This window comes from Pseudomonas migulae NBRC 103157 (assembly GCF_002091715.1).
GTDB classification, from domain to species: domain Bacteria; phylum Pseudomonadota; class Gammaproteobacteria; order Pseudomonadales; family Pseudomonadaceae; genus Aquipseudomonas; species Aquipseudomonas migulae_A.
Genome location: NZ_BDAG01000010.1, coordinates 154,908 through 169,644, shown reverse-complemented (window position 1 = coordinate 169,644; position 14,737 = coordinate 154,908). Strand labels below are relative to the sequence as shown.

The following is a 14,737-nucleotide window of genomic DNA, read 5'->3' as shown; positions in this document are numbered from 1 at the left end:
CCTACAAGGTCAGAGCCGGCCGTATTCCTGAGCCGTACGATCCATCGCTTTCAAGGTCTTGCCGACCAGTTCATCCACTTCCTCCCGACTGGCAATCAACGCCGGCGCCATGATCATCCGCCCCAGCGTCGAGCGAATGATCACCCCTTCCTCAAACCCGATCGTGCGGCAGCGCCAGGCAATGTCGTTCTCATTGGCAAAGCGCTTGCGGCTGGCTTTGTCCTCGGCCAATTGCAACGCTGCGACCATCCCGACACCCTGGATATCCCCCACCAACGGGTGATGACCAAACACCTCGCGCAAGCACTTTTGCAGGTACGGCCCGATGTCATCCTTGACCCGAGTCACCACGCCTTCATCGCGCAATGCCTTGAGGTTGGCGATGGCCACTGCGGCCGCCACCGGGTGCCCCGAATAGGTCAGGCCATGGGCAAACACCCCGCCCTGCTCCACCAGCACCCGGGCCATTTTCTTCGACAGAATCAGCCCGCCCATGGGGATGTAACCCGAGGTCAGACCCTTGGCGATCGACAGCGTGTCCGGCTCGAAACCGAAGTGCTCGTGGGCGAACCATTCGCCAGTGCGACCGAAGCCGCCGATCACTTCATCAGCACACAACAGCACGTCGTACTTGCGACAGATCCGCTGAATTTCCGGCCAGTAACTTTCTGGCGGGAAGATCATCCCGCCCGCGCCCTGGAACGGTTCGGCGATAAACCCGGCGACCTTGTCCGCGCCGAGTTCGAGAATTTTCGCTTCCAGTTGCTGCGCCGCCCGCAAGCCAAATTCGTCCGGGGTCAGGTTGCCTTCGTGGGCGAAGAAGTACGGCTCGTCGATGTGCTCGATGTCCGGCAGCATGCCGCCCATTTCATGCATGAACTTCATGCCACCGAGCGCCGTCGCCGCCAGCGTCGAGCCGTGATAACCGTTCCAGCGACCGATCATGACTTTCTTCTCGGGCTTGCCGAGGATCGTCCAGTAACGACGCACGGTGCGGATCAGCACCTCGTTGGCTTCGGAGCCGGAGTTGGTGTAGATCGCGTGGCTGTAGTGCCCCGGCAACAGACTGAACAACAGCTCCGACAGCTCGATCACTTGTGGGTGGGTGGTGTGGAAAAACATGTTGTAGTACGGCAATTGCTCAAGCTGTCGAGTGGCTGCCGCCGCCAGGTCCTTGCGCCCGTAACCGAGGTTGGTGCACCACAGCCCGGACATGCCGTCGAGGTAACGCCGACCATCGTTGTCCCACAGGTGCAGGCGCTCGCCACGGACCATCACCCGCGGCCCTTCGTCGTTGAGCGCCTTCTGATCGACGAATGCGTGGATGTGGTGCGCAGCGTCGGCGGCCTGGTAGTCGCGGGTTTCACGTGGTGTGGTCATCGCCAGTTCTCCGTTTTGTTTTTAGCGCAGCTGAAACCAGGTGGTCTTCAACTGGGTGTATTTATCGAATGAGTGCAGCGACAGGTCACGGCCGAAACCGGACTGCTTGCCACCGCCGAACGGCACCGTCACGTCGAGCGCATCGACGCTGTTCACCGACACCGTGCCCGCGCGCAATTGCCGCGCCACGCGGTGGGCGCGATTGAGGTCGTCGGTCCACAGCGACGCAGCCAGACCGTAGACGCTGTCGTTGGCCAGCTGCAAGGCGTGTGCCTCGTCATCAAACGTGGTGACCGCCAGCACCGGGCCGAACACTTCGTCGCGGAACAGCGGCATGTTCGGGGTCACGCCGGTAAAAATCGTCGGCCGGATGAAATTGTCGGAGCCGTTGAAAATCGACTGCCGACCGCCACACACCTTGGTCGCGCCCTGGCGCTCGGCTTGCTCGATGAACTTCATGATGCGCGCGGTCTGGCGGCTGTCGACAATCGCCCCGGCGCTGCTAGACGGGTCCAGCGGATCGCCCGGCAACCAGCGTTCGGCCTGCACCTTGAGACGCTCGACGAACTCGTCATGGATCGAACGCTGCACCAGCAATCGTGAGTTGGCCGAACAGACTTCGCCCTGATTGAAGAAGATCCCGAACGCGGCTTTCTCGGCCGCCAGATCCAGGTCCTGACAATCGGCGAACACCAGGTTGGCGCTCTTGCCGCCGCACTCCAGCCACACCTGTTTCAGGTTCGATTGCGCGGAATACTGCATGAAATATTTGCCGACTTCAGTGGAGCCGGTGAACACCAGGCAATCGACGTCCGGGTGCAAACCGAGGGCTTTGCCGGTTTGTTCGCCAAGGCCCGGCAGCACGTTCAGCACGCCCGCCGGCAACCCGGCTTCCAGCGCCAGCTCGGCCAGACGCAGGGCGGAGAAAGGCGATTGCTCGGCGGGTTTGAGGATCACCGAATTGCCTGCCGCCAGCGCTGGCGCGAGTTTCCACGCGGCCATGTCCAGCGGGAAGTTCCACGGCACCACGGCGGCGACCACGCCCAATGCTTCGCGAGTAATCGTCGCCAACACGTTTTGTGCGCTCGGTGCGATCTGGTCGTAGAGTTTGTCGAGGCTTTCGGCGTACCAGCGAAACACCCCGGCGGCGCCCGGCACGTCGATGTTGTAGGCGTCCATCACCGGTTTGCCCATGTTCAGCGAATCCAGCAGTGCCAGTTCTTCGCGGTGGCTCATGATCAGATCGGCCAGACGCAGCAGCACTTGCTTGCGCTCAGCCGGCGAACGCGCCGCCCAGGTGCCGGCCTCGAACACTTGCCGCGCATTGCTGACCGCGGCGTCGACATCTTCAGCACCGCAAGCGGTCACATGGGCCAGGCACTGGCCGGTGGCCGGGTTGATCGCGGCGAAGGTCTGGCCCGATTGCGCCGAACGCGCTTTACCGTCGATCACGGCCAGGTCGGGAAACTGCAGCGCAGCGGCTTTTTTTTGCCAATATGCAAGCTCGAACACGTTCAGATGCTCCATGGGCTTTTCTTGTGTCTGGATGGTGGCCCAGGCCCGTGTCGAGGAAAAATAGTAAAAATGTCTTCGCAGACCATGAAAAAACTGGGCAGCCCATCTCCACGGTTGCGCGGTATGTGGTTATTGTTCAGGCACAACAACACCGTCGTCAGAACGGATGCAGTCGGCGCAAAAATTGCCTGGATGTCGAGTCCATCCACCCCGAGGTTTGCCGTGGCTGCCTACAACCTGCGTCAATTGAAGTACTTCATCACCACCGTCGAATGCGGCAGCGTCGCCGAGGCCTCGCGCAAGCTGTACATCGCCCAACCGGCCATTTCCACGGCGATCAAAGGCCTGGAAGACAGCTTCGGCGTGCAACTGCTGATCCGTCATCACGCCCAGGGCGTATCCCTGACCCCCAGCGGTGCACGCTTCTACCGCAAGGCCCAGGAACTGTTGCGCATGGCCAAGGAGTTCGAACAGAACGCCCTCGCCGACAACGACGTGGTGGCCGGGCAAATCGACATCGGCTGCTTCGAAACGGTTGCGCCGCTGTACCTGCCGCAATTGATTGCCGGGTTTTCGGCGCTGTACCCGGGGGTGAAAATCCGCATCCGCGACGGCGAGCAGCAAGAGCTGGTGCAAGGCCTGACCTCAGGCACCTTCGACCTGGCGATCCTCTATGAACACGACCTCGACGCCACCATCGAAACCGAACCCTTGATGCCCGCACAGCGGCCTTACGCATTGCTGCCGGCGGATCATCGCTTCGCCCAGCTCAAGCAAGTCTCGCTGCGAGATCTTTGCCTGGAGCCAATGATTCTGCTGGACGTGCAACCGAGCCGGACCTACTTCGTCAGCCTGTTCGAAGAGCTGGGTCTTACGCCACACATTGCCTTCAGCTCACCGTCGATCGAGATGGTCCGGGGCATGGTTGGCCAAGGGTTCGGCTTCTCGATCCTGGTTACCCGTCCGCACTCGGAATGCACCTACGATGGCCAGAAAGTGGTGTGCGTGGACATCGTCGAAGACGTCACCGGCTCGGGGTTGGTAGCGGCGTGGCTGAAGCGTGGGCAACTGACCAAACCGGCGCAGTTGTTTGCGGATTACTGCCGAGAACAGCTGACGGCCAAGGCCGAAAGATCACACCCGGCGCCTACAAGGTGCGTGGATGTTTGAGGCGTTGAGGTGAACCCAATCCTGTAGGAGCCGGCTTGCTGGCGATGGCGGTGGGTCAGTCAGCCGATTTGTTGACTGGACCACCGCCATCGCCAGCAAGCCGGCTCCTACAGGGTCGGGTTTACCTATTTGCGGGGTTTGATCCGCGCGGTCGCTTCGGCCACCAGCGGATCATCCGGCCAATAATGCTTCGGATACCGCCCTTTCAGGTCCTTCTTCACCTCGGCGTACGTGCTGCGCCAGAAGTTCGCCAGGTCCTGCGTCACCTGCACCGGCCGCCGCGCCGGTGACAGCAGATGCAACTTCACCACCTGCCGCCCACCGGCGATGCGCGGCGTTTCAGCCAACCCGAACAGCTCCTGCAACCGTACCGCCAGAATTGGCGGCTGCTCGCTGTAATCCAGGCGAATCGACGAGCCCGACGGCACACTCAAATGATGCGGCGCCAGCTCATCCAGCCGCTGCGGCAACGGCCACGGCAGCAAGTTATGAACGATGTTCGACAAGTCCAGATTGGCAAAATGACTGAGCCGCGAGACCTTCCCCAGATACGGCATCAACCAGTGTTCGAGGCCTTTGAGCAGCGCAGCATCACTGACATCCGGCCACTCACTCTGATCCTTGCTATCAAGGTCCAACTGCCGCAACAGCGCCACTCGCGCCTGCCACTGACGCAACTCCGGCGTCCACGGCAACAGCTCCAGCCCCTTGCGCCGCACCAGATTCACCAGCGCCTGACTGCGTGCGGTTTCATCGAGCCCGGTCAACGGTTCACGACTGAGGATCAGCTCCCCGACCTTGCGCTGACGCTCGGCGCGCAACACGCCTTCGCGCTCGTCCCAATCCAGCTGATCAACCACCCGCACTTGCTCGGCCAACACTGAATCGAACAACGCCGGATCGAAATCCGCCGCCAGATAAATCCGTTCCTCACGCTGGCCCTGACGACTGCCGAGATCGGCGATCACCAGCCACGACTGCTTCATCAAACTGTCGGCTTCAGCGAACAGCGCCGCGCGACCGTTGGCCAGGCGATATTCCGCACCACCCGCTCGACGCTGCTGCGCAACACGGTCGGGATAAGCCAGCGCCAACAGTGCGCCGAGCCAACGCGGATGATCCGGATCACCGACCGGCTCCGACGGTTTGCCGCGCAGGTAACCGCGATACTGGCGCGCCAGTTGCCGAGCCCGTTGCACACCGCCCTGAGCACCGCGCGCGGCACGTTCTTCGCCAGACAGCAGCACCAGTCGACTGTGCAAATCGGCGCCCGCTCCGCGCAGGATATCCCGCTCACCGAGCAGTGCCGCGACGTCACACGCCATGTCCGCCAAGCCAAGGGCCTGACCGCGCAGCAGCAAATGGGCGATGCGCGGATGCGCCGGCAGTTCGGCCATGGCCTGACCGTGACGGGTCAGCGCTTCACCGTCCAGTGCGCCCAAGCGATCAAGCAAGTCCTGAGCCTGGGCATAGGCGGCGGCGGGTGGCACATCGAGCCACACCAACTGCCCCGGCGACACACCCCAGCGACCCAATTGCAGCGCGAGGCCTGCGAGGTCCGCGGATAAAATCTCCGCACTGGCGTAGGCCGCCAGTTGCTCGTGTTGATCCTGCGACCACAAGCGATAACACACGCCCGGCTCCAGCCGCCCCGCCCGACCGGCACGCTGAGTGGCGCTGGCGCGGGAGATCCGTTGCGTGTCGAGGCGGGTCATGCCGCTGCCCGGATCGAAACGCGGCACCCGTGCCAACCCGGCGTCGATCACCACGCGCACGCCGTCGATGGTCAGGCTGGTCTCGGCGATGTTGGTCGCCAGCACCACTTTGCGGCAGCCTGCCGGCGCCGGATCAATCGCGGCGCGTTGTGCGGCCAAGTCCAGTTCACCGTGCAACGGGCAGAGCAACACCTGCGTGCTCTCGCCCAGCGCATCGGCCAGTTGTTGATGCACCCGGCGGATTTCCGCTTGCCCCGGAAGGAATACCAGGAGGCTGCCAGTTTCGTCATTCAAGGCCTCAAGGATGGTCTGCACCAGACGCGGCTCGATGAATTCACCGGGCTGGAACGGTCGGCCCCAGCGCATCTCCACCGGGTACATGCGGCCTTCGCTGCGCAGGATTGGCGCGTCGTCGAGCAGCCCGGCCAAGCGTTCGCCTTCCAGCGTTGCCGACATCAACAGGATTTTCAGCGGCTGATCGTCGCGAAACAGCTCCCGTCCATTCAGGCTCAGGGCCAGCGCCAGATCGGCGTCGAGACTGCGTTCGTGGAATTCGTCGAAGATCAGCAAACCCACGCCTTCCAGCGCCGGGTCGTCCTGCAGGCGTCGGGTGAGAATGCCTTCGGTGACCACTTCAATGCGGGTCTTGGGGCCGACTTTGCTGTCCAGCCGAATGCGATAACCGACGGTTTCACCGACCTTTTCGCCCAGCTCACTGGCCAACCGCTCCGCCGCCGCACGCGCAGCCAACCGGCGCGGTTCGAGCATCAGAATGGTCTGCCCGGCCAGCCACGGCTCGTTGAGCAGGGCCAAGGGCACACGGGTGGTTTTACCGGCGCCGGGCGGTGCTTCGAGCACCGCTTCGTGGCGTGTAGCCAAGGCTTCACGCAGGGCGGGTAAAACTTCATCAATCGGCAAAAAAATCATGCTGGCTCCAAAACAGAGCCGCGAGTATAACGGCGAACTGCTCGGCGTTCGTCGCGGTCCTAATTCATAACGGCGACACTTCGTTTTCCAGATGACTCAGGAGATTTCCTATGCGTGTTCCCTTTCGCCTGATTGGCGGTGTACTGGTTGCAACCCTGCTGACCCAGGTAACGGCTTGCGGATCGATTTTCTACCCTGATCGTCGCGGGCAGATCGACGGCAAGATCGACCCGGCCATCGCTGCACTGGATGCCGTGGGCCTGCTGTTCTACATCATCCCCGGCCTGATCGCTTTTGCGGTCGACTTCGCCACCGGCGCGATTTACTACGCACCGGGCGAGACCGCGCAGGTGGCGCCGGAAAAACTCAAGGAAGCCATCGGCGCCGACGGCAAGGTCGATACCCACAAGTTGCAGACTATTCTGGAAACCGAGCTGGGCCGCAGCTTCCCGCTGGATGACCCACGCCTGATCCAGCACAAGGGCAGCACCCAGCAACTGGCCTTGCTCGGCCTGCAACCAGCCGCGTAATTCGTGCACCTATAAGGAATAGCCGCACCTATGATTTCCAGCTCCGAACACGCCCGCCTGCTGCGGCTGGCGACCCGTGCCTCGGTGGCAGTGGCGTGCACCTTGATCGTTGCCAAAGCCATCGCCTGGTGGCTGAGCGGTTCGGTGAGCATGCTCGCCGGGTTGACCGACTCCACCCTCGACGGCGTCACCTCGCTGCTCAACCTGCTGGCGGTGCATTACGCCTTGCGCCCTGCTGACGACGATCACCGTTACGGGCACGGCAAGGCCGAGTCACTGGCGGGCATGGCACAGGCGTTGTTCATTGGCGGCAGTGCGGTGCTGATTGCCTTGCAGGCGTTTGAACGGCTCAAGCATCCGGAACCGGTGGGTGCGCCGTGGATCAGCATCGGAGTGATTGTGTTCTCTCTGGCGCTGACGCTGGCGTTGCTGATGTTGCAGCATCGGGTGGTCAAGGCCACCGGCTCCAACGCCGTGCGTGCCGACTCCCTGCATTACCGTTCGGATTTGCTGCTCAACGGCAGCATTCTGGTGGCGCTGGTGCTGGCCGGCTTCGGTTGGCATCAGGTGGACGCGTGGTTCGGATTGGGTATTGCCGCATACATTCTCTGGAGCGCCATTCAGATCGCCCGGGAAAGTTTTACCGTGTTAATGGATGAAGAGCTGCCGGCGGATGTCAGCCGGCACATGCTCGAACTGGCTTGCAGCGTTCCGGGGGTTTTGGGGGCGCACGACCTGCGCACGCGGGTTTCCGGCAATCAGTGGTTTGTGCAATTGCACCTGGAATTACCGGGAGAGTTGACGCTGTCAGTGGCTCACGGCATCAGCGATCAGGCGGCGGATGCGATTCACGCCGCTTACCCGCGAGCCGAAGTGCTGGTGCACGCCGACCCGCAGGAGATGGTGAAGGTCGCCAAGGCCAATCAGAAACTCACCTGATACCCGCGGCTGCTCAGGCAGTTACCCTGAGCCTGACGGTAGGCTTGCACCACCGAGGGGGCCGGTTGATAGGTGGCCGTGCGCGGATCGAAACCGCTCTGCTGCACCGCGTATTGATAGCACTCGTACCCGTCCTGATTGACCTGCTCCGGCGACTGGCCGTTGGCGGGATACGCCACCACGTCATAACCATTGCTGACCGGTTGCGGCTGCGGTTGCACGGGCGGCTCGACCACCACGTAATCCTGAGTCGTTTCCTGGTAGGCGTAATACGACCCGGCCGCGAGGAACAGCAGCGCACCACCAATCCACACTTCACGGGCGTAATCGGGCAGGTAGCTGACGCGAATCCCGCGCGGCGGCTGCACCACCACATAGCGCGGCCCTAGCGGCCGGTACCAGTAGCCGCCGGAGTAGAAATAATCCTGGCCCCGATAGGGCACGCGGTAGTCGCGGTCCGGGAAGCGGTCGATCACATGACCGGGACGATACTGCGGCCCTGGCCCCCAACCATTACCGTGCCCGTCCGGGCGACCGGCCCAGCGATGATCATCGGGACGCGGCCCGTTGTTCTGCCAGTGCTGGTTGTTGTCGTTACGCCGCGGCACGTCATTGTGGTAACCACGCTGTGGCTGCTGGGTCTGGCGCACAGTATCGGGCCGCCCCTGGATCGGCAGATCGTTGGCCGGCAATTGGGGGGGCGGCGGCGGTGGCCGAACGGGGTTGTTGAAATCGCGAGGCTGATTGTCTCGTGGCTGATTGTTTTGCCATTGACCGCCATTGCGCGGCTGCCCGTTGTGCTCGAACTGGCGACTGTTATCACCGCGAATGATGTCGGTGTTCTGCGGGCGCGGTTGATTGTTGCCCCCATGGCCCTGGTTGTTGCCCTGATGGCCGTCGCCTCGTTGCCCGTTGTCGGGACCACGGTTCTGCGGCTCGTCGGCCATTGATTGCGCAGTGACACTGATACACAGCAAACCAACACCGGCCAAACGCCAGATGCGCGACTTCATGCTTTTCCTCACTGCGGGTTAGGGCCTGTACGTAAGACTGGGAAAGCACAGGCCGGTTCTGCAACAGGTTATCAGTCGCGCAACTTATTTATTGAGGGGGAGGCAAAAGAAAGATTGGCTGTTCGGGTGTACACAAATCCCCCGTAGGAGCCGGCTTGCTGGCGATGGTGTGTCAGTCGACATCGATGTGTCTGACACACCATCGCCAGCAAGCCGGCTCCTACAGGTATTGCGTCCCTGGGGTTGCGTGAAAAACAAAAAGAAAAGGGAGACCCGTCGGCCTCCCTTTGAGAACTTCGTCCGTGCTCGACGCTTATGACGTCGGCTCACCTCACGCCGTCTTCTGGACAGTGTGCAGCTCGGGGGCCGGCACATCCCCGGTGGGGGTGGCGGCCGCGACTGGCCTGATTGGGCGAGTCGCTGTGGACTGTTTGTCCGAGCAGTGATTCTGGTGATAAGGATAGGCCTGCAGCGCCGACAGATGATTGCGAAGATTGCTCAAATAAACATGACTTGCGCAATTTTTAACCCTGGATAGATAATCTGCCGCAATTGATATGACAAAGGCCTGATTGATGAGCAAACTCGACCGATACGACCTGAGCATTTTGGCGGAATTGCAGCGCGACGCGCGCATCTCCAACCAGGAGCTGGCCGAACGCATCGGCCTGTCGCCTTCACCGTGCTCGCGCCGGGTCAAACAACTGGAGGACGACGGCTACATCACCCGCCAGGTGGCGCTGCTGGACCGCAAGATGCTCGGCTTGAGCCTGACCGCCTATGTGCTGATCGGCATGGACCGGCACACACCGGAGCGGTTCGAGAACTTCGAAGCGGCGATTCGTACGTTGCCGCAGGTGCTGGAATGCAGCCTGGTGACGGGCATGGATGCGGACTATCAGCTCAAGGTGGTGGTGCCCGACATGGATCACTATCAGAAATTGCTGCTGGGGCATCTGACGCGGATTGAAGGGGTGACGAGTGTGCGCTCGAGTTTTGTACTGAATCAGGTGCTGAACAGCACCGAACTGCCGCTGACTCATCTGCGTAGCTGACACCTTCGCGAGCAAGCCCGCTCCCACATTCGACCGCATTCTCATGGTAGAACTCGGTTACATGTGGGAGCGGGCTTGCTCGCGAAGGGGCCAGCACAGGCGACGAATAGCTGCGACACGCTGCCGCAGGCCAATACTGCACCAATCCCCCATACCGTATACTCCAGCGCCTTTTAACCCCGCCCGCGCTGGAGTTGTCCAATGGATCCTGCAGTATTCGAAGAGTGGATGATGACCGGACTGGTCAGCATTCTGATCATTTTCATGGGTTTCATCGTCTGGGATCTGGCGAAAAAATCCAAGGCCGGACGCTTTGGCTCGTTCATCCTGTTCTTCGTGCTCGGTCTGGGCGTGGCCGCGTTCGTGATCAAAAGCGTGGTGATCGGCCTGATCGAATCCGGCACGTTATAAGCGCGCCGGCACTTCTTTCCACTGGCCCTGTTCGAGCCCTTCGATCGACCAGTCACCGATCCTCACCCGCACCAGGCGCAACGTCGGCAAACCGACTGCCGCGGTCATGCGCCGGACCTGACGGTTACGCCCCTCGCGAATCACCAGCTCCAGCCAACTGGTCGGCACACTTTTGCGAAAACGCACCGGCGGGTTGCGAGGCCACAATTCTGGCTCATCCAGTTGCCGCGCTTCGGCGGGCAAGGTCATGCCGTCATTCAGTTCGACACCCTCGCGCAAACGCTGCAACTGCTCGGCGCTCGGCTCGCCCTCCACTTGCACCCAATAGGTCTTGGCCAGTTTGTGCCTGGGATCGGCTATCCGCGCCTGAAGCTGGCCGTCGTTGGTCAGCAGCAGCAAGCCTTCACTGTCACGGTCCAGGCGTCCTGCCGGGTAGATCCCGGGAATCTCGATGTAATCCTTGAGCGTCGCCCGCCCTTCGCCGTCGCTGAATTGCGTCAGCACATCGAAGGGTTTGTTGAACAGGATCAGCTTCGGCTCGGCCGGCGGCGCTTTGGCGACACGGCGCGGGGCTGAAGAGGATGGCGCAGGTTTCACGCCAGGGCGGCGGGAAACGGGACGTTGGGGACGGGACATGGCGAAGTGAACATCTAACGGTCAGGGCTGCTAATGCTAGTGCCCCGACCGCCAAATGACCATGACAACCGTTAGCGGAACGGCGGCTCGTCGAAGCTGCGCAGTTTGCGCGAGTGCAACGAGTTGAGTTCGGTGCGCAACAGGTCCACCGCCTCGATACCGATCTTCAAGTGCTGGCTGACCGCACGCTCATAGAAGGCGTTGGCCGAACCCGGCAGCTTGATTTCGCTGTGCAGCGGTTTGTCCGAGACGCAGAGCAACGTGCCGTACGGCACTCGCAAGCGATAACCTTGCGCGGCGATGGTGCCGCTTTCCATGTCCACCGCCACGGCGCGGGACAGGTTGATCAGCGGACGCTCCTGAGCCCAACGCAATTCCCAGTTACGGTCGTCGTAGGTCAGCACGGTGCCGGTGCGCAGGCGTTTTTTCAGCTCGTCGCCCTTCTCGCCGGTGATGTTGGCCGCCGCTTGCTGCAACGCCATCTGCACCTCGGCCAGGGCCGGAATCGGAATGTTCGGCGGCACGACCCGGTCGAGAATCCCGTCGCGGCGCATGTAGGCGTGGGCCAGCACGTAATCGCCGATGGTCTGCGACTGACGCAGGCCGCCGCAGTGACCAATCATCAGCCAGCAATGCGGACGCAGCACCGCCAAATGGTCGGTGATGTTCTTGGCGTTGGACGGGCCCACGCCGATGTTCACCAGGGTCACGCCATGACCGTCGCTGGCAATCAGGTGATAGGCCGGCATTTGATAACGATGCCAAACCACCCCGGCCGCAATCGCCGAGGCTTCGCCGTGGTCCATGCTCTTTTCGATGATCACGTTGCCTGGCAGAACCATGCGCACGAAACGCGGATCGCTGCGCAACTGCTCCAGGCCATGGACGATGAACTGGTCGACGTAGCGGTGGTAGTTGGTCAGCAGAATCCAAGGCTGCACATGGCGCCAGTCGCTGCCGGTGTAATGCACCAGCCGGCGCAGGGAGAAATCCACCCGCGCAGCATCGAACAAGGCCAGCGGCAGCGGATCGGTGTTTTCCCAATCGTACAGACCGTCAGCGATGCCATCGGTGGCGGCGGACAGGTCGGTACTCGGGAACACCCGCGCCAGCACGGCAGCGGTCACGCCGGAGCCGGCCAGTTCATCGCCCTGCTCGACCACGTAGGGATAAGGAATGTTCTGCTGGCTGACACCGACCTCTACGGTCACGGTGAAGTCGTGCATCAACGGCACGAGCTGTTCCAGCAAGTATTTACGGAAAGCCGCCGGATGGGTGACGGTGACGCTGTAGGTCCCTGGCAACTGCACTTTGGCGTAGGCGCGGGTGGTTTGTGGGACTTCGCCCTGGCAATGGTAGGTCAGACGCAATTCAGGATAACGAAACATCGCACGCTGTTCGGCGTCCGGTTCAACTCGATCCTTGAGGTAACGCTTGAGCGCCTGGCTCAGCGCGGTGGTGGCACGATTGTGCAAGAGCGCAAGCCGGTCCACGGCTTGCTCGGCGGTTTGAACGATAATAAAAGCTTCGGTCACGATCAGCATCCTGTGTTCTGACTTGCAGGCCTTCATCTTGCCTGCATCGTCGCTTCACGGGAACAGTGGCGTGTTGATACACAGACACCAGGTTCACCACGGCCCCAATGTGGGAGCGGGCTTGCTCGCGAACGCGGTGTGTCAGTCGACATCTCTATCGACTGACAGGGCCTCTTCGCGAGCAAGCCCGCTCCCACATTGGATCGGTGGCGGTTACAAAAGCGGGGTCGATCGGGCGACGATCGCTTCCACCTCCACCCCCCTTGGCAACGCGCCATACACGCGGCCGGCCGAACCGAGGCGGCTGGCGAGGAAGGCATCGCTGACCGCCGAATTGCCAGCCTCCAGCAACAGCTTGGCCTGCAGCCCCAAGGCGATGTCTTCGGTGAGCTGACGGGCACGATACTGAATGTCGCTGGTGTCCTTGAACGCCGCCTGCAATTGACTGATGTGCGCAGCCAGGCGTTTGTCGCCATGACCATCGCCCAACTCGCTGAACAGCACATCGAGCACGCCAGACTCTTTCGACAGCGCCCGCAGCACGTCCAGGCATTGCACGTTGCCAGAACCTTCCCACGTCGAATTGACCGGTGCCTCGCGGTACAAGCGCGGCAAGATGCTGTCTTCGACATATCCCGCGCCGCCCATGCATTCGGCGGCCTCGTTGATCATGGCGGGGGCGCGCTTGCAGATCCAGTATTTGCCCACCGCCGTCACCAGACGGGCGAATTTCGCTTCGTGCTCATCATCCAGATGATCCAGTGCCTTGCCCATGCGCAGGCTCAACGCCAGGGCCGCTTCGCTTTCCAGCGCAAGATCGGCAAGCACGTTCTGCATCAACGGTTGTTCGCTGAGCAACTTGCCGCCGACCATTCGGTGAGCGCAGTGATGGCTGGCCTGGGTCAAGGCCTGGCGCATCAGCGAGCTGGAACCGACCATGCAATCGAAGCGGGTCATGGCCACCATTTCGATGATGGTCGGAACGCCGCGCCCTTCTTCACCGACCATCCACGCCAGTGCACCGCGGAATTCGACTTCGCTGGACGCGTTGGAGCAATTGCCGAGTTTGTTCTTCAGGCGCTGGATGTAGAACTGATTGCGTGTGTCGTCGGGGCGGTGGCGCGGCAGCAGGAAACAGGTCAACCCCTTGTCGGTCTGCGCCAGTGTGAGGAAGGCATCGCACATCGGCGCGGAACAGAACCACTTGTGGCCCACCAGTTCGTAGGCCTGACCGGGACCGCTGGCACCGACCGGATACGCCTTGGTGGTATTGGCCCGCACATCCGTGCCGCCCTGTTTCTCGGTCATGGCCATGCCGATGGTGACGCCGGCCTTGTGCGCCATGCCGACGTTACGCGGGTCGTATTCGGTGGCGAGGATTTTCGGCAGCCACTGCTCGGCCAGGTCCGGTTGCAGGCGCATCGCCGGGACGCTGGCGAACGTCATGGTCAGTGGGCAACCGCTGCCGGCTTCGGCCTGGCTGTGCAGGTAGGTCATGGAGGCGCGGGCGACGTGGGCGCCGGATTGCGGATGGGCCCAGGGCAGCGAGGTCAGCCCGTGTTCGATCGCCGTGCGCATCAGCTCGTGATACGCCGGGTGAAACTCCACCAGATCGATGCGATGACCATAACGGTCGTGACTGCTGAACACCGGCTTGTTCTGATTGGCCAGAAACCCCGCTTCCATCAGCGGCCCGCCAGCCAGAGCGCCATAAGCATCGATCCGCGATTCGGCCCAACCGGCCCCGAAACGTCGCGACCACTCCTGCAACGGCAAATCGATGCGATACAGGTTGGCGCCGTCCAGCGAGGGGGGCTGGTTGGTGACTTCGTGGGTTTCGGCGAACTGATGCAGGTTCATGACGGGGCTCCTTTGGTCAGCCAAGGAATTCAGTTAATCACTGCCCCGAGG

General features: G+C 62.0%; 12 protein-coding genes. 5 read left to right on the top strand and 7 right to left on the bottom strand.

Annotated features, from left to right (window positions below; genetic code table 11):
• Window positions 1–9: 9 nt before the first annotated feature.
• Together PMI01S_RS10640 and PMI01S_RS10635 are read right to left on the bottom strand one after the other, a co-directional pair.
• Window positions 10–1,380, bottom strand: a complete 1,371-nt coding sequence (locus PMI01S_RS10640; protein WP_084319734.1) for an aspartate aminotransferase family protein — start codon at window positions 1,378–1,380, stop codon at window positions 10–12.
• Between the two features lie 21 nt (window positions 1,381–1,401).
• Window positions 1,402–2,892 carry an aldehyde dehydrogenase gene (locus tag PMI01S_RS10635; protein WP_084319740.1) on the bottom strand — a complete coding sequence of 497 codons (1,491 nt, stop codon included), beginning with the start codon at window positions 2,890–2,892 and terminating at the stop codon, window positions 1,402–1,404.
• Between the two features lie 225 nt (window positions 2,893–3,117).
• On the opposite strand from PMI01S_RS10635, the gene PMI01S_RS10630 reads away from it, so the two are divergent.
• Window positions 3,118–4,065: a LysR substrate-binding domain-containing protein gene (locus tag PMI01S_RS10630; protein ID WP_084319739.1), complete on the top strand. Its 948-nt coding sequence runs from the start codon at window positions 3,118–3,120 to the stop codon at window positions 4,063–4,065.
• 125 nt (window positions 4,066–4,190) lie between these two features.
• Here the strand turns inward: PMI01S_RS10630 and hrpB are convergent, their stop codons facing one another.
• Complete coding sequence (gene hrpB, locus PMI01S_RS10625) at window positions 4,191–6,707, bottom strand: ATP-dependent helicase HrpB (protein WP_084319733.1); 2,517 nt, start codon at window positions 6,705–6,707, stop codon at window positions 4,191–4,193.
• Window positions 6,708–6,817: 110 nt separating this feature from the next.
• Here hrpB and pmcY point away from each other — a divergent pair, with 110 nt between their 5' ends.
• Window positions 6,818–7,237: a periplasmic Zn2+ metallochaperone PmcY gene (gene pmcY, locus PMI01S_RS10620; RefSeq protein ID WP_017340970.1), complete on the top strand. Its 420-nt coding sequence runs from the start codon at window positions 6,818–6,820 to the stop codon at window positions 7,235–7,237.
• A gap of 30 nt (window positions 7,238–7,267) precedes the next feature.
• Window positions 7,268–8,176 (top strand): cation diffusion facilitator family transporter, encoded by a 909-nt coding sequence (locus PMI01S_RS10615; RefSeq protein WP_084319732.1) that lies wholly within the window; start codon window positions 7,268–7,270, stop codon window positions 8,174–8,176.
• Here the strand turns inward: PMI01S_RS10615 and PMI01S_RS10610 are convergent.
• The gene (locus tag PMI01S_RS10610) at window positions 8,161–9,189 is read right to left on the bottom strand and encodes a DUF6515 family protein (protein ID WP_084319731.1); all 1,029 of its coding nucleotides are present in this window, start codon (window positions 9,187–9,189) and stop codon (window positions 8,161–8,163) included. The genes PMI01S_RS10615 and PMI01S_RS10610 overlap by 16 nt on opposite strands.
• A gap of 575 nt (window positions 9,190–9,764) precedes the next feature.
• On the opposite strand from PMI01S_RS10610, the gene PMI01S_RS10605 reads away from it, so the two are divergent.
• Window positions 9,765–10,244 carry an Lrp/AsnC family transcriptional regulator gene (locus PMI01S_RS10605; RefSeq protein WP_007894448.1) on the top strand — a complete coding sequence of 160 codons (480 nt, stop codon included), beginning with the start codon at window positions 9,765–9,767 and terminating at the stop codon, window positions 10,242–10,244.
• 201 nt (window positions 10,245–10,445) lie between these two features.
• Window positions 10,446–10,655, top strand: a complete 210-nt coding sequence (locus tag PMI01S_RS10600) for a DUF2788 domain-containing protein (protein WP_007937369.1) — start codon at window positions 10,446–10,448, stop codon at window positions 10,653–10,655.
• On the opposite strand, the gene PMI01S_RS10595 is transcribed toward PMI01S_RS10600, so the two are convergent.
• The 3 genes from PMI01S_RS10595 to PMI01S_RS10585 form a co-directional block, all read right to left on the bottom strand.
• A complete protein-coding gene (locus PMI01S_RS10595; protein WP_084319730.1) occupies window positions 10,650–11,291 on the bottom strand; it encodes a pseudouridine synthase in 642 nt (213 codons plus the stop codon). The genes PMI01S_RS10600 and PMI01S_RS10595 overlap by 6 nt on opposite strands.
• A 71-nt stretch (window positions 11,292–11,362) precedes the next feature.
• Window positions 11,363–12,862, bottom strand: a complete 1,500-nt coding sequence (gene amn, locus PMI01S_RS10590) for an AMP nucleosidase (protein ID WP_174602660.1) — start codon at window positions 12,860–12,862, stop codon at window positions 11,363–11,365.
• Between the two features lie 177 nt (window positions 12,863–13,039).
• A complete protein-coding gene (locus tag PMI01S_RS10585; RefSeq protein ID WP_084319729.1) occupies window positions 13,040–14,686 on the bottom strand; it encodes an acyl-CoA dehydrogenase family protein in 1,647 nt (548 codons plus the stop codon).
• Window positions 14,687–14,737 lie beyond the last annotated feature (51 nt).